The sequence below is a fragment of the Streptomyces chrestomyceticus JCM 4735 genome (genome assembly GCF_003865135.1).
In the GTDB taxonomy this organism is placed as follows: Bacteria; Actinomycetota; Actinomycetes; order Streptomycetales; family Streptomycetaceae; genus Streptomyces; species Streptomyces chrestomyceticus.
Genome location: NZ_BHZC01000001.1, coordinates 939917 through 959058, shown reverse-complemented (window position 1 = coordinate 959058; position 19142 = coordinate 939917). Strand labels below are relative to the sequence as shown.

The 19142-nt window shown below is 73.1% G+C and carries 17 protein-coding genes; 4 read left to right on the top strand and 13 right to left on the bottom strand.

Annotation, left to right across the window (positions count from 1 at the left end):
* Window positions 1-49 precede the first annotated feature (49 nt).
* Window positions 50-736, top strand: coding sequence for a non-oxidative hydroxyarylic acid decarboxylases subunit B (locus EJG53_RS03990; protein WP_125043622.1), 687 nt, complete (start codon window positions 50-52; stop codon window positions 734-736).
* 62 nt (window positions 737-798) lie between these two features.
* The gene (locus EJG53_RS03985; protein ID WP_125043621.1) at window positions 799-2268 is read left to right on the top strand and encodes a UbiD family decarboxylase; all 1470 of its coding nucleotides are present in this window, start codon (window positions 799-801) and stop codon (window positions 2266-2268) included.
* A 187-nt stretch (window positions 2269-2455) separates the two neighbouring features.
* Here the strand turns inward: EJG53_RS03985 and EJG53_RS03980 are convergent, their stop codons facing one another.
* Window positions 2456-3079 carry an RraA family protein gene (locus tag EJG53_RS03980; RefSeq protein WP_125043620.1) on the bottom strand — a complete coding sequence of 208 codons (624 nt, stop codon included), beginning with the start codon at window positions 3077-3079 and terminating at the stop codon, window positions 2456-2458.
* A 234-nt stretch (window positions 3080-3313) separates the two neighbouring features.
* Here EJG53_RS03980 and EJG53_RS03975 point away from each other — a divergent pair, with 234 nt between their 5' ends.
* Window positions 3314-4273, top strand: a complete 960-nt coding sequence (locus EJG53_RS03975; RefSeq protein ID WP_125049138.1) for a D-2-hydroxyacid dehydrogenase family protein — start codon at window positions 3314-3316, stop codon at window positions 4271-4273.
* A 181-nt stretch (window positions 4274-4454) separates the two neighbouring features.
* Here the strand turns inward: EJG53_RS03975 and EJG53_RS03970 are convergent, their stop codons facing one another.
* The 4 genes from EJG53_RS03970 to EJG53_RS03955 form a co-directional block, all read right to left on the bottom strand.
* On the bottom strand, window positions 4455-4907 hold the full coding sequence (locus tag EJG53_RS03970; RefSeq protein WP_125043619.1) for a peptidoglycan-binding domain-containing protein: 453 nt from the start codon (window positions 4905-4907) through the stop codon (window positions 4455-4457).
* A 311-nt stretch (window positions 4908-5218) separates the two neighbouring features.
* On the bottom strand, window positions 5219-6421 hold the full coding sequence (locus EJG53_RS03965) for a thiopeptide maturation pyridine synthase (protein WP_125043618.1): 1203 nt from the start codon (window positions 6419-6421) through the stop codon (window positions 5219-5221).
* Window positions 6418-7458: a thiopeptide-type bacteriocin biosynthesis protein gene (locus tag EJG53_RS03960; protein WP_125043617.1), complete on the bottom strand. Its 1041-nt coding sequence runs from the start codon at window positions 7456-7458 to the stop codon at window positions 6418-6420. Before EJG53_RS03960 ends, EJG53_RS03965 begins: the two co-directional genes overlap by 4 nt.
* Window positions 7459-7676: 218 nt before the next feature.
* The gene (locus EJG53_RS03955; RefSeq protein WP_125043616.1) at window positions 7677-8753 is read right to left on the bottom strand and encodes a glutamate--cysteine ligase 2; all 1077 of its coding nucleotides are present in this window, start codon (window positions 8751-8753) and stop codon (window positions 7677-7679) included.
* Between the two features lie 239 nt (window positions 8754-8992).
* Between EJG53_RS03955 and EJG53_RS03950 the strand changes: the two genes are divergently transcribed.
* Window positions 8993-9805, top strand: a complete 813-nt coding sequence (locus tag EJG53_RS03950) for an alpha/beta fold hydrolase (RefSeq protein ID WP_125043615.1) — start codon at window positions 8993-8995, stop codon at window positions 9803-9805.
* An 87-nt stretch (window positions 9806-9892) separates the two neighbouring features.
* Here the strand turns inward: EJG53_RS03950 and EJG53_RS03945 are convergent, their stop codons facing one another.
* The 8 genes from EJG53_RS03945 to EJG53_RS03910 form a co-directional block, all read right to left on the bottom strand.
* Entirely contained in the window at window positions 9893-11467 is a 1575-nt protein-coding gene (locus tag EJG53_RS03945; RefSeq protein WP_125043614.1) for an AMP-binding protein, read from the bottom strand.
* Window positions 11468-11711: 244 nt separating this feature from the next.
* On the bottom strand, window positions 11712-12407 hold the full coding sequence (locus EJG53_RS03940; protein ID WP_125043613.1) for a DUF305 domain-containing protein: 696 nt from the start codon (window positions 12405-12407) through the stop codon (window positions 11712-11714).
* 211 nt (window positions 12408-12618) lie between these two features.
* Complete coding sequence (locus tag EJG53_RS03935; protein WP_125043612.1) at window positions 12619-13293, bottom strand: CBS domain-containing protein; 675 nt, start codon at window positions 13291-13293, stop codon at window positions 12619-12621.
* 198 nt (window positions 13294-13491) lie between these two features.
* Window positions 13492-13890, bottom strand: coding sequence for a cyclic nucleotide-binding domain-containing protein (locus EJG53_RS03930; protein WP_241268094.1), 399 nt, complete (start codon window positions 13888-13890; stop codon window positions 13492-13494).
* Between the two features lie 219 nt (window positions 13891-14109).
* Window positions 14110-15606 (bottom strand): ABC transporter ATP-binding protein, encoded by a 1497-nt coding sequence (locus tag EJG53_RS03925; RefSeq protein WP_125043611.1) that lies wholly within the window; start codon window positions 15604-15606, stop codon window positions 14110-14112.
* Between the two features lie 45 nt (window positions 15607-15651).
* Window positions 15652-16500, bottom strand: coding sequence for an ABC transporter permease (locus EJG53_RS03920; RefSeq protein ID WP_125043610.1), 849 nt, complete (start codon window positions 16498-16500; stop codon window positions 15652-15654).
* A complete protein-coding gene (locus tag EJG53_RS03915; protein ID WP_125049136.1) occupies window positions 16497-17387 on the bottom strand; it encodes an ABC transporter permease in 891 nt (296 codons plus the stop codon). The genes EJG53_RS03920 and EJG53_RS03915 overlap by 4 nt, the downstream gene beginning before the upstream one ends.
* A 116-nt stretch (window positions 17388-17503) precedes the next feature.
* Window positions 17504-19042 (bottom strand): ABC transporter substrate-binding protein, encoded by a 1539-nt coding sequence (locus EJG53_RS03910; protein WP_125049135.1) that lies wholly within the window; start codon window positions 19040-19042, stop codon window positions 17504-17506.
* Between the last annotated feature and the right edge of the window lie 100 nt (window positions 19043-19142).

Genomic DNA, 19142 nt, shown 5'->3' with positions numbered 1-19142 from the left:
CCCGCACGACGCACCACCCGTACCCGGACGTGAGGCACACATGGCACACATGGCAGACACCGCGCACAGCGCAGGCACGATCGGCGGCGGCAGCGCCGCCCCGGCACGGCTCGTGGTCGGCATCACGGGGGCGACCGGCGCCGTGCTCGGCGTACGGCTGCTGGAGCGGCTGCGCGCGCACGGCGGCGTGGAGACCCATCTGGTGATCAGCCGATGGGCGCGCAGCACCATCGAGTGGGAGACCTCGATGAGCGTGCGCGAGGTCGGCGCGCTCGCCGATGTCGTGCACAGCCCGGAGGACCAGGGCGCGTCGATCTCCTCCGGTTCGTTCCGGGTGGACGGCATGGTGATCGCCCCGTGCAGCATGAAGACGCTGGCCGCGATCCGCATGGGCTACGCCGACGGTCTGATCGCCCGCGCCGCCGACGTCACCCTCAAGGAGCGCCGCAAGCTGGTGCTGGTGCCTCGGGAAGCACCGCTGAGCGAGATCCATCTGGAGAACATGCTCACGCTGGCCCGGATGGGCGCGGTGATGCTGCCGCCGGTGCCCGCCTTCTACCAGCACCCGGCCACGGTCGACGACATCGTGGACCACACCGTGACCCGGGTGCTCGACCAGTTCGGCATCGACACGCCCAAGGCGTACCGCTGGAACGGGATGTACGCGGCCCGCCGGCAGGCCCGCGACGCGGAGGAGCACCGCGCGCCCGCGGTACCCGCCCCCGGCCTCACCTGACCGCACCCACCGCTTCTGTCACCCCCACCCCGCCCCCACCGGCAAAGGATGAGCAACCGCCCATGAAGCACCTCACCAGCCTCCGCGACTACCTGGAAGCCCTGGCCGAACTCGACGATCTGCGTGTGATCGACGACGAGGTGGACCCCGTACTGGAGATCGGCGCGATCGCCCGCTACGCCACCGAGCACCGGACCCCGGCCCAGTTGCTCTCCCGCATCCGCGGCTGCCGCCCCGGCTTCCGGGTCCTCACCGCGCCCGCCGCTCTGAGCAGCCGCCCGGGAGCGCCCTACGCGCGGCTCGCGCTGGCCCTGGGCCTGGACCCGGACACGCCGCCCCGGAAGCTGATGGACGGCCTGGTCGCCGCGCAGTCGGCACCTCCCGTACCGCCCGTCATTCTGGACTCCGGCCCCTGCCAGGAGAACGTCCTGCTCGGCTCCGACATCGACCTGACCCAACTGCCGTTCCCGCTGCTCCACCAGGGCGACGGCGGCCGGTACGTCAACACCGTCGGTACGTTCGTGCTGCGCAGCCCGGACCGCAAGTGGACCAACTGGGGCATCGCGCGCGCCATGCTGCACGACGCGCACCGTATCGTCGCCTTCACCGGCTCGCCGCAGCACATCGGCGTCATCGACGACATGTGGCGGGCGCGCGGCGAGCGGACGCCCTTCGCGCTGGTCCTGGGCGGCGAGCCGGCCGTGCCGCTGGTGTCGACCATGTCGCTGCCCGAGCACGTCGACGAAGTGGCCTACCTGGGCGCCTACTTCGGCGAGCCGATCGAGGTCGTACGGTGCAAGACCGTCGACCTCGAAGTGCCCGCCACCGCCGAGATCGTCATCGAGGGGTACATCGACCACGACGAACTGCTGCCGGAGGGCCCGATGGGGGAGTTCGCGGGCTACGTCCCCGAGGGGAGCTGGTCGCTGCCCGCCTACCACGTCACCGCGGTCACCCACCGCGACGACCCCGTGATGCCGGTGGTGTGCGCGGGCAAGCCGGTGGACGAGGACCACACCCTGATCGGCCTGACCCACTCGGCCCGCTGGACCCACTACCTGCGCGAGGCCGGCATCCCGGTGGCCGCCGCCTGGATGATCCCGGAGACCGCCGTGCACGTGCTGGCCGTCACCGTCGACCCGGACTGGCGCGAGCGGACGTCGTTCACGTCGTCGCAGGAGCTGTGCCGGGCGGTCGGCGAGGCCGTCGACGCCTTCCCGCACGGCGGCTGGTGGGTCACCCGGATCATGGTCCTGGACAGCGACATCGACCCGACGGACGTCCGGGACGTGCTGTGGGGCTTCGCGACCCGCTCGCACCCCACCGACGGCATCCACGTACTGCCGGACACCGCGATCATGCACCTGATGGTCTGCTACCACGAGAAGGAACGGGCCACCGGCACCGGCCCGACCGTGGTCTTCGACTGCGTCCGCGAGGACGAACTGAACAGCACGGCCTTCGCCGACAACTACCCGGCCGACGTGCAGCGCCGCACCTTCGAACTCCTGGCGGGCGCCCGGCCGCTGTGATCTCCGGGCGGCCACCGGCCGGCCGCCCGCGCCACCGCGCGCCCGGGGTGCCTACAGCTCCCCGGGCGCCGGGCCCGGCCGGACAAGTGCTCCAGCGACAGCCGTATCCGTGCCACCGGCAGCGCCCTCCGCCGCTCCGCGCGACGTCGCTCGGCCATCTCCCGCACTCCGGCGTCCCGCAGGCCGCTCAGCCCGTGAAGCCCTGCTCCCGCAGGATCTTGTCGATACGGTCCCGGTGGGCCGCTTCCCACTGGTCAAGGGTCTCGTCGGCCTCCTTGGCCAGCTTCTTCTCCGCGTCGCGGAGCACCTCGTCCCGGCGGCCCCCGGGGGTGACCACGACGCCCTCCTCGTCGGCCACCACGATGTCACCGGCCCGTACGGTCACCCCGCCGCAGCACACCGGGCCGTTGAGCGGCGCGACGGCCGCCTTGGTGCCCGGGACGGGGATGACGCCGCGCGCGAACACGGGGAAGCCCGCCTCCCGTACCTCGGTGAGGTCACGGATCACCCCGTCGGCCACGATCGCCGCGACACCACGGCGCTGCGCCACCGCACACACGTTTCCGCCCGCCAGCGCGTAGTCCATGTCGCCCGACTCGACCACGATGACCGAGCCCGGCTCCGCGCGGTGGACGGCCGCGTGCAGCATGAGATTGTCCCCCGGAGGGCACCGCACGGTGAACGCCGGCCCGGCGACGCGCGGGAGCGGGGACCACAGCGGGCGGATACCGGCGTCCATGACCTGCCCGCGCCCCAAGAGGTCGGCGAGGGTGGTCGAAGGGACGCCGCTGAAACCTGAGATGTCGTTCATGCACTCCTTCTCCCGGTCCCGGGGCCCGGTGCCGTCGGTTCCGGCCGGGCCCCGCCACACACGGAGGACGGGTCGCGCCGGGCCGTCGGGGCCGTACCGGCTCCCGTCGGCCGCCGGTGACCCCGTTCACCAGGACCCCCGTTCACCAGCGCTCGCGCCCACCGTAAGGTGATCACCATGCCGCGTGCTTCCCGGGGCGCGCCACCACGATTCGCGCCTACGGAGACGACCGCCATGCACCTGCGCTGTGCCGTGCTCGACGACTTCCAGGACATCGCCACGACGGCCGCCGACTGGGCCCCCGTCCAGGACCGTGTGGACGTCGTCCCCTTCACCCGGCACTTCGCCACCGAGGACGAACTGGCGGCGGCCCTGGCGGACTTCGACATCGTGGTCACGCTGCGCGAACGGGTTCCCTTCCCGGCCTCCCTGTTCGCCCGGCTGCCCCGGCTCCGGCTCCTGATCGCCTCCGGTATGCGCAACTCGGTGATCGACTTCGCCGCGGCGGCGGAGCACGGGGTGACCGTGTGCGGCACGCAGAGCGCCTCCACCCCGCCCGTCGAGCTGACCTGGGCTCTCATCCTGGGCCTCGCGCGCGGCGTGGTGACCGAGAGCAACGCGCTGCGCCAGGGCGGCCCGTGGCAGTCCACGGTCGGCGCCGACCTGCACGGCCGGCGTCTCGGACTGCTCGGACTGGGCAAGATCGGCAGCCGGGTGGCCCGGATCGGTACGGCCTTCGGCATGGACGTGGTGGCCTGGAGCCAGAACCTCACGGAGGAACGGGCCGCCGAAGCCGGCGCCACCCTCGTGGCGAGCAAGGAGGAACTCCTCGCCACCAGCGACTTCGTCTCGGTCCACCTGGCGCTGGGCGACCGCACCCGGGGCCTGCTGGGCGCGTCCGAACTGGCGCTGCTCAAGCCGACCGCGTACCTGGTGAACACGTCCCGGGCGGCCATCGTCGACCAGGACGCCCTGCTCGCCGCGCTGCACGAGGGCCGGTTCGCCGGCGCGGGCATCGACGTCTTCGACACCGAGCCGCTGCCCGCCGGCCACCCGATGCGCACCGCACCCCGGCTGCTGGCTACGCCCCACCTGGGCTACGTGTCCTGGGACAACTACCGCACGTACTACGGCCAGGCGGTCGAGGACATCCAGGCGTATCTGGCGGGCGATCCGGTCCGGGTGCTCGGCTGAGGCACCGGGCGCGGACCGGACCGGCACAGCCGATCGACAACCCGAGCGATCAGACGATCGAGCGGCGCGCCCGGCGGGCGCACCGCTCGACGGCTTCAGCCGCGACTCGTCCCGTAGCCCAACTCCTGGTCCGATCCGCGGCTCGGCTCAGATCCGTGGCCGGGCCCCAGGCCCTCAGCCCCTAGACCCCGTTGGCGAACCGCTTGAACGCGGCCCTGGTGTCCTTCCCGGGGTCCCCGTCGATGGCCCCGGTGTAACCCCAGTAGGCCTTGAGCAGGCGTTGCAGTGCCTTCACCGTGTTGACGCCGGGGTCTCCGTCGATCTGCCCGTTGTACCCCCAGTACGTCTTGAGGCAGCGCTGGAACGCCTTCCAGCTCTCGGTACCGAGTGCCCCGTCGATCGAACCGTGGTAGCTCCAGTACTGCTTCAGCCAACGCTGAACCTTCTTGGCCTCCGTGGTGGTCAGGCCGAAGTTCTGCACCGCGAGCGGTACGACGGCCTCGGTCGCCGCCGCGGGCTGCGCGGTCGGCGCGGCAGCGGCGAAGCTCGCGCCCGCCCCCGCCAGGCCGCCGGCGAAGATCCCCACGGCGGCGGTGACGCTGACGAGGGTCCTCGTCACAGTCTTGGGTCGCATGTCTTTCCCCCTTTGAGGTCCGGGGGAGCCGCCTGACACGTCCGGCGCGTACGTCGTCGGACGCCTCGGTGTTCCCCCTCATGGCCGTACGGCGCGGCGGCGGCCCTGGTGATGGTGCTCCCCCTCCGCCCCAACGCGGTACGGGAAGGAGCCAGCCGCCGAAGCGGTGCCCGGCGCCAGCCCACGAGTTGAGACCCGCTTGACCACAAGCTGACAACCACGCTCCACCGTTCGCCGTAACGGCGGTCAATGTACAACCCTCGCGGTACCGTCCAACTGGTTACGACCGGTACGTTCCACCCGGCCGCTGCTCACCGGCCCTCGGCCCACTCCTTGCTCAGCCGGGACCACTCGGGGGTGTCCTCGGTGGGGGAGGCGGAGACGACATGGCGGCGGAAGGCGTCCTCCGCGGTGACGCCGTGCACCGTTTCGACCGTGTTGGCCGCGAGGTGGCACAGCAGGCCGCGGTCCACGGGCTTCAGCCCGAGGCGGTTGAGGTGGACGTAGAGGTAGTTGACCACCAGCCGGAAGGAGGCGAACCAGTGGTCGTCGCGGAGGAAGCCGTCGTGGCCGTGGTCGGTCTGCAGGAGCCGGTGGAAGTCGCTGAGCTGCCGGGTCGGCAGCCGGGGGGCCAGGCCGGCGCCGCTGAGCGTCAGCTCGCCGGACTCCAGCAGCGGGTACGCGGCGCGCTGGCACCGGCGTACGGCCTCGGCCCATTCCCGGACGAACGGCACGGTGGCGTCCGCGTCCGTGGCCTCGGCCTCGGGGGAGCCGGGCGCCGTGGACAGGACGGACTCCACCGTACGCAGCCGGGTGGTCAGCGCGTCGGCCTGCCGCCGGTACCGCTCGTCGAAGGCGGCCCGGTAGGCGGCCGGGTCGTGGGTACGGGACAGGAACGCGTCGGCGTGCGACCGCAGGGACAGGAACCCGCGCGCGATCGGCGCGCTGCCTTCGTCAAACGGGACTGCGGCCACCGACGCGGTGGTCCACATCAGGTCCAGTGCCAGTACGGGCAGGGCGCCGCCGCCCTCCAGGTGCTCGTACATCGCGAACGCCAGGTCGTTCGTGTCGCTCAGGAAATCGGCCAGCACCTCGCTGCCCCGCATCGACCCCAGCACCGGCAGCCGGTGGTCATAGGGCTGTTCGAGCACGGTGTTGTCCGGTACCCAGGGGTGCCGGGGGCCGGTCTCCATCTCCAGTTCCGCCAGCCGCTCGTGCACCGGCGCGAGCGCGGCCTCGTCCAGTCGGACCGTGGAGGGGTGGTCGCGGACGTACGTCTCCAGCACGGCGACGACCTGCGGGCGTACCTTCGAGGCCCACTCCTCGGCCGTGGTGCGGAAGTTCAGGCGCAGGTGCGGGCCCCGGAGCCAGTGCCGGCCGAACCAGGCACCGTCGACCGATGCCCGGACGGCCTCGAACGCCGGGCGGACGGCGCGCAGCACGAGCGCGGGCTCGGTGCTCTCGTCGTGGTGGTGGACGTGGATGCTGTGCCACGTGGCGGCCGCCCCGCTCATGAGACGGTCAGCGCCTCGGGCAGTTCGGCGAGCACCCGGCCGACGAGGAAGCGCACCTGGCTCTCCTGCCACAGGGTCAGCCCGAGCCGGTTGTTGACCAGGTGACCGCTGCGCAGCAGCACCAGGCTCGTGGCGGGGTGCGCGGTCTCGGCCAGTTCGAGCGGCCCGACGAGCGGCGAGTCCGTCCACTCGTTGGTGAAGGTCCCCGCGTCCTCCAGTACATGGAGCGTGTCCCGCAGCCGGCGCAGGGACGCCATCCAGTAGGCGCGGGGGTCCGCGCCCGCCCCGGTGAGCGACTCCTCGGGCGCGGCCGCCAGCCGCCAGATGCGCCGGGCCCGCTCCTGGAGCTGCGCCTGCTGGGCGCGGTACCGCGGCTCGACGTCCTCGGCCTCGGGACCGCTGCCGAACGGCAGGGGCGGGCCGCCGTTGCGTGACCACCGGTCGCGGACCTCGTCGAGGAGCGCGAAGACCCCCACGACCAGGTCGAACGCCAACATCGCGCGCTGTTCGACGGTCGCGCCGGTGCCGACGACGGACAGCGCCAGCTCACTGGACTCGTGGAAGTGCCGCTCCACGGCGGTGATGGCGGCGCCGTACCCGAAGTCGGAGTTCTCCCGCTCGTACGGCCGGAACTCCAGGAAGTTGTTGGGCCGCACCTCCTCCTGCTGCTCCTGGTCGGACCGGCCCTCCAGACTGGCCAGCCCCTCCGAGACCTGGGCGAAGCGCGTACGGTCCACGACATCCGGGGACGGCTCGGCCTTCAGGTACGCGCGGAGGTGTTCGGCGGCCAGCCGCTCGATCCTGGCGCGGTCGGCGGTACGGGCCGGGAGGAAGCGCAGCCGGACGTGCGGGCCGCCCTCCCAGTACCGCAGGAAGAACCACCGCTGGACGAGACCGTCGGCCGTCAGCCGTGCGACCAGCGGGCGGACACCGTCGGTCAGCAGCGCGTCCTGCCCGGTGTCGTAGAAGATGTGCGCGCCCACCCAGTCCGCGCCCTCCGCGGTACCGGGGTCCAGCCGGTCGCTACCGGTCAGCATCTCGCCTCCGTCGATCGATGGTCGCCGGTCCCGGCGGGGCGGGAACCGGCCACCCCGATTCTCGGGCGGCGGCCGGGCGGCGGTCTTCACGGTGCGACCACGGGGTGACCGAAGAACGGACCGAAGGCCACCGCGGCGGCACCACAGACCACCGAAGAGGCACCACAGGGCAGCACGGAGACGCCGAGCTCGGTCCTCGATGCGCGGCCACACGGGCGTCACAGCGTCGTACGCCGCACACACTCCTCGACGACCGCCCGCAGGCTGCCGGTTCGGCGCAGTTGCTCCCGCTGGACGTGCGCCCCGTTGCCGCGGCCCATCAGGGTGTCCAGGCGCTCCTTGGCGAGCCCCAGGTCCCCGTAGTCCTCCAGCGCCTCGCCGACATGGTCGAGCAGGGCGCGCACCACGGCCTCGGCGGGGGCCGGGGTCCAGGTGAGCGGGTGGACGAGGCGGCCGGACAGCCCGGACCGGCCGGCCCGCCAGGCCGCCAGCCGCAACAGGCCGATCCCGGCCGGGTCCGGCGGCTCGCCCGCGCGCCACGCACGGGCGGCGGTCTCCACCAGCCCGCGGGCCAGGGCGGCGATCAGCACCGTGTCGTCGGACTGCAGACAGACGTCGGCCACCCGGATCTCGACGGTGGGGTAGTGCCGCGACAGCCGGGCATCGAAGTAGATCATGCCCTCGTCGAGCAGGGTCTCCGTCGCCAGCATCTCCCGCACCCGCCGGTGGTAGTTCTCCGCACAGCCGAACAGCTCCACCGGCCCGGACGACGGCCAGCGGCCCCACACCCGGCTCCGGTAGCTGCTGTACCGGGTGTCCCTGCCCTGCCAGAAGGGCGAGTTGGCGCTGAGCGCGAGCAGTGTCGGGAGCCACGGGCGGATACGGTCCAGCACGGCCACGCCCTCGTCGTCCGACTCGACGGACACATGGATGTGGCAGCCGCAGGCGAGCTGTTCCTGCGCGGTGCGGCCGAACTCCTCCGCCAGCCGCTGGTAGCGCTCGTCGACGTTGAGGGACGGCACGACCGGCAGCGGCGAGGTGGCCAGCGCCGCCAGCTCCGTACCGGCCCGGCGGGCCTGGCGCGCCGCCTCGCCGCGCCAGCGGGCGACCTCCGCGGCCAGGTCCTCCATCAGCAGCCGGGGCCGGGTCGCGATCTCCAGTTGCTCGCGGTGCAGTTCCTTGTCCAGGGGGGAATCGTCCGGGGTCGCGGCCAGTACGGTCCCGGAGGCAGCTCGTGGCTTTCCTGAGTGCGGGTCCACCAGGAGAAGCTCTTCTTCCACACCCACACTCCGCATACGACAGCCTCTCTCGACCGGCGACGGTCAGCAGGACGGCTTTTTCGTGTCTGCTGCCATGGGAAACGCTCGCGCGGCACGGCACAAGGGGTCGGGCGGCCACGGAGTGGCGCGATGCGGGCGGGCGCGGTCGGCCGCGGCCGTCGGCCGCTGCGCGGTCGGTCGGACACCCGTACAAGCCGGGCCGGACCTGCTCTGATGGAGGGGCACGTCATGCGGCGGACGAAGGGGGCGGGCTCATGCCGGTGGTGCGGACCAACGGGATCAGTCTCGGGTACGAGGAGTACGGCGCCGGGGAGCCGGTCGTGATGGTCACCGGGACCGGCGCGCCGGGACGGGTGTGGCGTGCGCACCAGGTGCCCGCCCTGACCGCGGCCGGGTACCGGGTGATCACGTTCGACCACCGGGGTTTCTCGCCGGAGGGCGCGTCCGGGCAGCCCTTCACCCTCGACGACATGGCGGCCGACCTCGCCGGTCTGCTCACCCACGTCAGCCCGGGGCCCTGCCGTGTGGTGGGCTTCTCGCTGGGCTCGGTGGTCGTGCAGGAACTGCTCGTGGCCCGGCCGGAGCTGGTCCGCAGGGCCGTGCTGATGGCGACCATCGGCCGGGCGGACCTGCTGGTCCGGGCCATGGCGGCGGCGGAGATCGACCTGTGCGACAGCGGGGTCGCGCTGCCGCCCCGGTACGCGGCGTACGTCCAGGCGTTGCAGTACCTGTCGGCGGAGACGCTCGGCGATCCGGACGGGCTGCGCGGCTGGCTGGACGTGTTCGAGATGACGGCGACGGGGAATGCCGCCGGAATGCGCGGGCAGCTCGGGCTTCAGGTGATCGAGGACCGGCGGGCCGCGTACCGGCACATCCGGTGTCCGTGTCTGGTCGTCGGATTCTCGGACGACCGGGTCGTCCGCCCGCGGCTGGCCGAGGAAGTGGCCGCGTGCATTCCCGGCTGCCGGTACACCGAGATATCCGGGTGCGGTCATTTCGGCTATCTGGAGAAGCCGGAGCCAGTGAATTCCGCGATCCTTGATTTCTTCGCGGAACCGGATCGCTGAGGGGGCGTCAGGCGACGCGTCGGAATTCCCGGCCCCGGCCTTCCGGTTGACGGCGGCCGGGACCGGTGCGGGCCCCGCGTGGCCCGTTCACGCGCCGAGTACGGCCCGGATGCGCTTCTTGTCGGGCTTGCCGACCGGCGTCAGCGGGATCTCGGTGACCAGGTGCAGCCCGGTGGGCGCGTACATCGCGCCCTTGTGGCGGGTGACGAAGTCGCGCAGCCGGTCCAGGTCCAGGTCCAGCGGGCGGTCCGGTGCGGGGACGACCGCGACGTGCACCTCCTCGCCGGCGTCCGCGCGGCGCACGCCGAACGCCGCGCAGTGGGCGACGGCCGGGTGGGTGAGCAGCAGGTCCTCCAGCTCACCGGTGTACACGTGACCGCCCACCACGATGATCATGTCCTTGAGCCGGTCGACGATGTACAGGTAGCCCTGGTCGTCGAGGTAGCCCAGGTCACCGGTGTGCACCCATCCGTCGCGCAGTACCTCGGCGGTGAGGCCGGGCTGCTTCCAGTAGCCGGTCATGGCCTGGCCGGACCGCACCCGGATCTCGCCCACCGCCCCGACGGGGACGGGCGCGCCCCGCTCGTCGTGCAGGGCGACCTCGACACCCGGGATCACCCGGCCCACCGTGGCCTGCCCTTCCGGGGGCAGGTCGCGGTGCTCGTCCGGTCCGATGACGGTGACATGGCCCGCCTCGGACTGGCCGTAGCCGCCGAACAGGACCGGGCCGAAGGTCTCGTGCGCCTGCCGCAGCCGCGTCGGCGAGGCGGCGCAGCCGCCGTAGGTGATCCGCTGGATGCTGGACAGGTCGGTGCCGGCCAGGCCGGGGTGGTCGAGCAGGCGGTAGATCAGCGGGGGCAGCAGCCACAGGTGGGTGATGCGCTCGCGCTCGACGGCGGCGAGCACCTCGCCGGGGTCGAAGGAGTGCTGGAGCACCACGGAGCCGCCGGCCAGGAGGGTGGCGTCGGCGATGTTGCCGGCCACGTGCGCGAGGGTGGTGCAGGCCAGGAAGCGCGGCGGCTCGCCAGCGCCGACGGAGCCGAAGGCGAGCATGTCCCGGTAGGGGCCGTGCGGCATGCGCACGCCCTTGGGGACGCCGGTGGTGCCGCCGGTGTGGCGTATGCACCAGTCGTCCTCGGGACGCGCCGCGCTCCGCACCGGGACGGGCTCGTGCCGTGCGGCGCGCGCCAGCAGGTCCTGGCCGTGCGGGCCGGGGCCGAAGGAGAGGACGTACGGGGGCCGGGCGCGGGCCGGCAGGCTCTCGGCGGCGTCCGGCAGGTCCGGGTCGATCAGCAGCAGCGCGGTGTCCACGCTCTCCGCGATGTGGGCGAGTGTCTCGGGGGCCATGCCCTGGTAGAGGAAGACGGCCCGGGCGCCGAGCAGGTTGGCGGCGTACCGCGCGGTGAGGGCCTCCGGCCGGTTCCCGGAGAGCAGCGACACGGTGCTGCCGCGCCCGACGCCCCAGCCGGCCAGTTCCCGGGCGATCCGGTACACGCTGTCGCGGAATTCCCCTGCGGTGACCTCCTGGCCGTCCGCCGTGGTGACCACCGGGCGGTCCGGAGTTTCCGCCAGGACGGCGAGGACGGATTCCACGTAGGAGCAGAAGTCGTTCGCCGGGGAATTCACCTCGGCGGCAAAGGATTCAATTGATTCGGTGGTCATGAAGTATGTCTCCCTACGGATGTAGGCGATTACTACTTCTCGGTAAGCTAACAACCGGTTGCCCTATGAAGGTGTCCTGTCGATGAACAGCGTGTGATGTCTGAAAAGTGGCTGGCGCGGCGCGCTTGCGTGTGCGTGGAGGGTCTGGTGGAGCGCGGTACGGAATGGCCGCGCGCCACACTGCCCGGGGCCTCCCCTCGGTGGGACGGCAGGGGAGGTCCGGGCCGGGCGCCGGTGGGGCGGGTCAGCGGGGCGAGAGCCGGTCGCGGAGCGCCTTGAGCTGGGCCACCTGCGCCGACTGGCTCCGTACGACGGAGTCGGCGAGCTGCTTCGCGCCCGTGTCCCGGCCCAGCTTGCGCTCGGTGCGTGCCATCTGGATCGCGCCCTCGTGGTGGCCGATCATCAGCTCGGTGAACTTCCGGTCGAAGGCGGCGCCCTCGGCGTCCTTCAGGGCGGCCATGTCCTGGTCGGACACCATCCCGTCCATGTCCGACTCGTCCCGTCCGACCTGCCCGTGGTCCATGCCGTGCGGGCTGTGCTCGGCGGAGGGCGAACCGGGGTCGCCGGAGCCGGTCGCGGCCGCCTCCGGCTCGCCCCAGGACCGCAGCCACCCGCGCATGGTGGCGATCTCGGCGGTCTGCTCCTTGGAGATCGCCGCGGCCAGGCTCTTGACCTCCTGGTCGGAGGCGCGGGAGCCCGCCGGTTCCGTCATCTCCACGGCCTGCCGGTGGTGCGGGATCATCCGCTGCATGAACCGTACGTCCGCGTCGTTGTGCGCGGCCTCCGACGCGGAGGCGGTCGGGGACGCCGCGGCGGAGCCGCTCGCCGTCCGCGGCCCGCCACCGTCGTCGCTCCCGCAGGCCGCAAGGGCCAGCGCCCCGGCGGCAAGGACACCGGCCAGTGCGGTACGGCGACAGGGAAGTCGCTCGCCTCGATGCATGATTCGCCCACCTCGATCTCTCTGCGCGCGGAGCGGAACCCCGCGTGCGCGTCGGCCTACGCCCGCATTACCGACACGCGGAGAGAAGCGAAGCGCACGGCGGCGCGGCACGCCGCGAAGTGATGAGGGGAGGGGGCGCGTGGTTGACCGGGACGGGGCCGGACGGACACCGCCGCCCGCCCCGCCCCGCCCCATACTTCCGCGTCGCGTCTCAGGCGCCGCTGTCGCCCCTGAGCTGCATGTCGACGTCGACCACCCCTTCGACGGCCCGGGCGAGGCGCGCCGCCACCGGTATGAGCGAGGTGTCGGTGATGGTCCCCGCGAGGGTGACGATCCCCTGGGACACCTCGACGCTCAACTGCTGCCGCCGGGACGCGAAGAGCTGCCCGACGACGGTCCGCCGCACCTCCTCGGCGATGTCCTCGTCCTCGCGGAGGAAGACCTTGAGGAGGTCGCTGCGGCTCACCACCCCTTCGAGCCGGCCGAGGGCGTCCACCACCGGCATCCGTTTGATCCGGTACCAGGCCATGGTGCGGGCCGCCTGCGCGAGGCTGGCGTCCGCGTGCACGGTGACCGCAGGCGCCGTCATCAGCTCGTCGGCCGTGACGCCGCCGGACTTGATCAGGGCGTCCAGGACGCGCATCTGCTCGATGCGCGAGGGGGTGTGGTCGCGGAACTCCTCCTTGGGCAGCAGATCGGCCTCGGACACCACACCGACCACCCGGCCCTCCCCTTCGACGACGGGCAGGGCGCTGACCTTCCACTGCTCCATCGTGCGGACGATCTCCTTGAAGGGGGCGGCACGGCCGATACTGATCACGGTGTGGGTCATCACGTCGCCGACGGTGCGGGGGCTGTTGTTCCCTGGCGTCACGGGCTCCTGCATCACGGACTCCTTCAGCGCGGGCTCCTCCCCCCAGGGTTGTGCATCACGGGCCCGTGCACCACACACCCGTCCACCGTGCCCGGAGCCGTGGAGGGAGACGGAGCCGGGGCCGGCGGCGTGAGGAGGATCCGCCGGCCCCGACGGCCGTAAACCTGTGCCCGGGCCCCGGGCGCCCGGCCAGGGCCCGGACACAGGTGGTCAGTGCACGCCGCTCCCGTACGGTCCGAAGAGGTCGAGCAGCCGGGTCCGCGCGCACCGCAGCCGGTCCCCGATCACCTGGGAGTACCGGAGCACCAGCGCGTGCCCGAGCGCGGGGTCCTCCGCGCACAGCGCCCGGATCTCCCGCGCGTCGAACTCCCAGGCCCGCACCGGGCTCAGCGTCTCCGCGCCCAGGTGCCAGGTGTACGGCGGGAACAGCCACGACCAGCCCAGCAGGTCGCCCGGGTGCAGGGTCTCGACGACGGCGGGCCGGCGGCCCGGCACCCGGAGGTCGAGCTGGACCGTGCCGGTGCGCAGGATCCAGAAGCGGTCGGCCTTCCGGTCCTCCTCGAAGATCCGTGTCCCGGCGGGGAAGGAGACTTCCCGCGCCCGCTCCATCAGCCGCTCACGGTGTTCCGCGGGCAGTGCACCGAGCCGTGCGTTCGTCGTCCTCACCGCGCCACCTCCCCTTCTTGCGCGGCACCGCAGCCCCCGGCCGTACCGGGCGGGCCTCCGGGACCGGCGTTCCCATGTCTTCATGGTCCGCCGTCGGCGGGCGCTGCGGGACGGGCCGAACAGTCCCTTCACCGGGCCGAACAGCCCTCCCAGGACGGCCACTCAGGCCGAGGCGGCACCTTCGCGGCGGGCCGCGGGCCGGACGACGCGCCCGGCCCGCAGGAGGTGGACGGTGTCGGTGCAGGCGGCCACGAGGTCCAGTTGATGGCTGACGAGGACGAGCGTCAGCCGGCGCTCGGCGCGCAGCCGGGTGAGCAGGTCAAGGACCGCGGTGGCGGTCGCCGGGTCGAGGGCGGAGGTGACCTCGTCGCACAGGAGGAGGTCGGGTTCGGTGGCGAGGGCGCGCGCTATGGAGGCGCGTTGGCGCTGTCCGCCGGAGAGTTCGTGGGGGTAGCGGCGGGCGACGTCGCGGGGGAGGCCGACGGCTTCGAGGAGGCTGCCGACCCGTTCGGGCCGGTCCGGGGCGGCGACGACACGGTGGAGCCGGAGCGGACGGGAGAGCGTGGCACCGATGGTGCGGGAGGGGTTGAGGGCACCCAGGGGGTTCTGCGGGACGAACTGGATGCGTCGTTGCTGGTCCCGGCTGCGCTTGCGGGCGTGCGCGGGCAGCGGGCGGCCGTTCCAGGTGAGGGTGCCGGTCTGCGGGACCTGGAGGCCGGCGAGCGTTCGCAGGAGGGTCGTCTTGCCGCACCCCGACGGGCCGGTGATGCCGATGGCGGAACCGGCCGGTATGTGGAGGCCGGCGCCCTCCAGGGCGTGGTGGGTGTGGCCGCGATGGGTGAAGGCGACGTGCAGGTTGTCGGCGCGCAGGCCCTCGGGGGTGGCCGCGGGGCCCTCGGCCGAAGTCGGCAGCGAAGTCGTGGCCGGAGCGGGCACCGATGCGGAAGTCGCCGTAACCCTCGGGGCGCTCGGTCCGTACGGAACGGCCCCGCCGCCCAAGGTGACGACCGAGTCGGCGCAGGCCGCGACGGCGTGCGGATCGTGGCTGGCCATGATGACGGCGAGGCCGTGTTCGGCGGCGAGCCGGCGCAGGAGCGCGGTGATGTCGTCGCGCAGGTCCGCGTCGAGTCCGGCGGTGGGCTCGTCCAGCAGCAGCACTTCGGGACGCCGGGCGAGCGCGCGGGCCAGCGCGAGCCGTCGTTGCTGCCCGCCCGACAGGGCACCGGGGCGGTGATGGGCGAGCGGGGCCGGCAGATGGCACTCGGCCATGACCCGTTCGACGGCCTCGGACGAGCGGTCGGCGGCCAGTTCGGTGATCAGACGGCGGGCCGTCATCCGGGGATCGAGGGCGGAGCCCGGGTCCTGGCCCACATAGGCGACGTGCCGGCGGCGCAGGGTGCGCAGCGCTCCGGGCGCGAGCGTCAGCACGTCCTGTCCCAGCACCTCGATGTTGCCGGAGGTGACGCGTGCGCCCTGCGGGAGCTCGCCGATCACGGCACGCAGCAGGGTCGTCTTGCCGGAGCCGGACGGCCCGGTGAGGGCGGTGATCCGGCCGCCGCGCAGGCGGAGGCTGGTGCGGCGCAGCAGCACGGGCCCGGCGACGAGGCCGATTTCGAGGCCGGTGACGGTGACGGTGACGGGCGGCGGGGATTCGGTCACGGCGGAGTCCTGGGGAACAGGCGCGCGAGCGCGGGCGGCCGGGGGTCAGCGCAGGGCGGCCCTGCGTGCGGTGGCGGGTGCCAGGGCGTTGGCGGCGAGGTTGACGCTGATGGCGAGCGCACCGATGGCGAGGCCGGGGGCGACCACCGCCCACGGGTTGAGGAGGATGCCGGGGCCGTTCTCCCGGATCATCAGGGCCCAGTCGGCCTCCGGCGGCCGGGGCCCGAGCTGGAGGAAGCCGGCCATGGAGATGACGTACACCGCGTCGACGAAGCGCAGGCCGAACAGGGCGAGCACGGTGGCGCGCAGGTTGGGCAGGATCTCCCGCAGCGCCAGGTACCCGGGGCGCTCGCCGCTCGCGACGGCGGCCTCGACGAACCCGGTGGCGGCGACCGGCGTCGCCGCGCCCGCGACGATCCGTACCGCGTACGGAACCCCCAGCAGGACGGCGGCCACGGTGATCGCCAGGCGTCCGCCGCCCGGCCAGGCGAGCGCGAGCAGCATGATGCCCAGCACCGGCGGGAGCAGGATGGCGGTGTCCGCCGCGCGTTCGACCAGCCGCCCCAGCCGCGGGCTGAGGACGGCGAAACAGCCGAGCAGGGTCGCCAGGAAGGTGACCACCACGGCCACCACGAGCGCGCTGCCGATCAGCGCGCTGCCGCCGTTCAGCAGGCGGCTGAGCACGTCCCGGCCGAGCTGGTCCCCGCCCAGCACCGCGCCGCCCGCGCCCGCCTCGCCGTACGGGGCGGTGACCGGCTTGTCGACCGGGTGCGCGGCGAGCAGTGGGCCCGTCAGAGCCACCAGGACGAGCAGCACGGCGGGGACGACAGGGGCCAGCACGCGGGCCTCCAGCCGGCTCGGCCGGGGCCGCGCGGGCGCTTCGGTGGAGGTCATGCGCGAGCTCCCAGGGTGCGGGCGCGTACCAGGTCGGCCAGCAGCAGGACGACGGTGATCAGCGCGGCCGAGCAGGCGACGACGGCCGCGATGACCGGGGTGTCGCGGTCGGCGACGGCCCCGGCCAGCACCGTGCCGATACCGGGGTAGTTGAAGAGCGTCTCGACGACGACCGTGCCGCCGAGCAGCATGCCGGTGGAGGTGGCGACGCCGGTGGCGATGGCGGGCCAGGCACCCGGCAGCGCGTGCCGGAGCAGCACCTGCCGGGTGGTCAGTCCGTCCAGGCGGGCCGCTTCGACGTGCGGGGTGGCGGCCTGGTCGGCGAGGGCGCCGCGGACGATACGGGTGTTCCAGCCGGTCTGCGGCACGGTCAGCGCCAGCACCGGCATCACCAGCATGGTCCAGGTGGCGGGAGAGCCGTCGGCGCCGGTGACGGTGGCGGCGGGCAGCCGGCCCGTCCACAGCGACAGCACCAGCAACAGGCCGATGGCGACCACGAATTCGGGCAGAGCGAAGGCGGCGGTGGAGGTGAGGTCCACGGCCCGGTCGACCAGACCCTTCGGGCGCGCGGCGGCCCAGATCCCCAGGGCCAGCGCGCCGAGGACGGTCAGGACGAAGGCGGTGCTGCCCAGCAGGACGGTGTTGGGCAGCGGCGCCGCGAGCAGGTCGCCGACGCGTTCGCCGCGGGCCGAGGTGCCCAGGTCGCCGGTGGGCAGTGCGGTGATCCAGTCCCAGAAGCGTTCCCACACGGGCCGGTCCAGGCCGAGCAGGTGGCGGCGCGCGGCGATGCCCGCCGCGCCCTCGCCGCGCTCCGACGTGGCCGTGGCCGCGTCGCCGGGCAGCAGCTCGATCGCGGCGAAGACGAGCGCGAGCAGCACCACCAGCATCAGGACGCGCTTGGCCAGGACGGCCGCCACCCGTGCGGCCAGGGCACCGGCGCGCCGCGCCGCGGGCTTCGGTACGGGCCGGACGGGGGCCTCGGCAGGCCGGGTGCCGGTCTCCGTCACGGGGCGAGCCAGACGTTTTCGAGCTGGACGCGCCCGTAGCCGGGCAGCTTCGGCAGGCCGTGCACCTTCGGCGCGGCCAGGTCGATGCCGTCCGCCATGCCCCACAGCAGATAGCCGGACCGTTCGTGCTCGATGCGCTGGAGGCCGCGCAGGGCGGCGGTGCGGGCCGTGCGGTCGGCGGTGGCCAGGACCTTGCGGTACGCGGCGTCGAACGCCGTGTCGGACCAGTCCGCCTCGTTCTGGCCGGCCCCGGTGGTCAGGGTCTTGGACGCGAAGAACACCACCGAGTCGTTGGTGCCCCAGTAGTTGGTGTAGAAGTCGCCCTTGAGCCAGGTCTTCTGGTAGAAGGCGCCGGACTCCTGCTTGACGACCTCGACCTTGACGCCGGCCTCGCGGGCCTGGGAGGCGAAGAGGGTGGCCGACTCGGCGAGCCCGGCGACGTCCTCGGTGGTGACGAGGCGGTACGTACGGGAGAGGTCGAAGCCCGCGTCGGTCAGCAGCTTCTTCGCCGCGCCCAGGTCCCGCCTGCGCTGCGGGATGTCCCTGGCGTACGCGGGGTCGCCGGTGCCGAGGATGTCGTTGGCGACCGTCCCGTACCCGGACAGCACCTGGGCGACCATCGCCTCGCGGTCCACCAGCAGCTTCATCGCCTCGCGTACCTTCGGGTCGGCGAACGGACCGCTGGAGGTACGCATCACGATGGGCATGGCCATGTCGTCGGGGCGCCGGACGATCCGGATGTCCTGGCGTGCCTTGGCCGTACGGGCGGCGACGGCACCGACGTTGGACGCTACGTCGATCTGCCCGGACAGCATGGCGTTGGCCATTGCCTGCGGGCTCTGGAACATGGTGACTTCGCCGGCGTCGAGGTGGACCGCGCCGCCGTGCCAGTGCGCGTTGCGCAGCAGCCGGGCGTTGCCGTCGCGGTACCAGTCCAGCTTGAAGGGACCGGTTCCCGGGGCCCCGGGTATGTCCTTGTCGGCGGTGCCCTTCTTGAGGACGAACGTCGTCAGCCGGGTGAGCAGGGGGAGTTCGGCGTTGGCGTAGTCGGAGACGAGGACGACGGTGCGCCTGCCGTCGGCGGTGATGCGGTCCGCCGTGACGCCGGGCAGCCGGGCCGCCCCGGACGGGGTGCCGCGCAGCCGGCGCAGCGACCAGACCACGTCGTCGGCGGTGACGGGGGTCCCGTCGTGGAAGGCGGCGCCCTCGGCGACGGTGAAGCGCCAGGTCTTCAGGTCCTTCGAGGGGGTGAAGGCGGAGGCGAGGCGGCCGACGGTGTTGTCCTTGTCGCCGGGCGCCGTCAGCGTGTCGTACACGAGGGCGATGACGAGGTAGTCGCTCTCGTTGCCCTGGGTGCCGTGCGGGTCGCGGGTGATCGCCGAGGGGCGGCCCAGGGCGCCGATGCGCAGGGTGCCGCCCTGCCGCGGGGAGCCGCCGGCGGCGGGTGCCGCGCCGTCGCCGCCGCACGCCGAGAGCAGCGCGGCCGCGCCCAAGCTCCCGCCGGCCGCGAGCAGTTGCCTTCTGGAGAAGTCCACGCCGCCTCGCTCTGTTCGTTCGGTCACTTAGGGTTGCCTACCCTAATGAGTTCCGGGTCCGCAAGGGCGCTCGCCGCCGAGTGCGCCTATTGGCCGTCGT

Excerpts from the sequence above, each read along its gene's own strand:
- EJG53_RS03945 (WP_125043614.1), bottom strand. The coding sequence starts at position 11,467 with ATGACCACCGAATCAATTGAATCCTTTGCCGCCGAGGTGAATTCCCCG.
- EJG53_RS03930 (WP_241268094.1), bottom strand. The coding sequence starts at position 13,890 with ATGGAGCGGGCGCGGGAAGTCTCCTTCCCCGCCGGGACACGGATCTTC.
- EJG53_RS03960 (WP_125043617.1), bottom strand. The coding sequence starts at position 7,458 with ATGCTGACCGGTAGCGACCGGCTGGACCCCGGTACCGCGGAGGGCGCG.
- EJG53_RS03965 (WP_125043618.1), bottom strand. The coding sequence starts at position 6,421 with ATGAGCGGGGCGGCCGCCACGTGGCACAGCATCCACGTCCACCACCAC.
- EJG53_RS03970 (WP_125043619.1), bottom strand. The coding sequence starts at position 4,907 with ATGCGACCCAAGACTGTGACGAGGACCCTCGTCAGCGTCACCGCCGCC.
- EJG53_RS03990 (WP_125043622.1), top strand. The coding sequence starts at position 50 with ATGGCAGACACCGCGCACAGCGCAGGCACGATCGGCGGCGGCAGCGCC.
- EJG53_RS03980 (WP_125043620.1), bottom strand. The coding sequence starts at position 3,079 with ATGAACGACATCTCAGGTTTCAGCGGCGTCCCTTCGACCACCCTCGCC.
- EJG53_RS03940 (WP_125043613.1), bottom strand. The coding sequence starts at position 12,407 with ATGCATCGAGGCGAGCGACTTCCCTGTCGCCGTACCGCACTGGCCGGT.
- EJG53_RS03935 (WP_125043612.1), bottom strand. The coding sequence starts at position 13,293 with ATGCAGGAGCCCGTGACGCCAGGGAACAACAGCCCCCGCACCGTCGGC.
- EJG53_RS03985 (WP_125043621.1), top strand. The coding sequence starts at position 799 with ATGAAGCACCTCACCAGCCTCCGCGACTACCTGGAAGCCCTGGCCGAA.
- EJG53_RS03950 (WP_125043615.1), top strand. The coding sequence starts at position 8,993 with ATGCCGGTGGTGCGGACCAACGGGATCAGTCTCGGGTACGAGGAGTAC.
- EJG53_RS03975 (WP_125049138.1), top strand. The coding sequence starts at position 3,314 with ATGCACCTGCGCTGTGCCGTGCTCGACGACTTCCAGGACATCGCCACG.
- EJG53_RS03915 (WP_125049136.1), bottom strand. The coding sequence starts at position 17,387 with ATGCTGGTGGTGCTGCTCGCGCTCGTCTTCGCCGCGATCGAGCTGCTG.
- EJG53_RS03920 (WP_125043610.1), bottom strand. The coding sequence starts at position 16,500 with ATGACCTCCACCGAAGCGCCCGCGCGGCCCCGGCCGAGCCGGCTGGAG.
- EJG53_RS03955 (WP_125043616.1), bottom strand. The coding sequence starts at position 8,753 with ATGCGGAGTGTGGGTGTGGAAGAAGAGCTTCTCCTGGTGGACCCGCAC.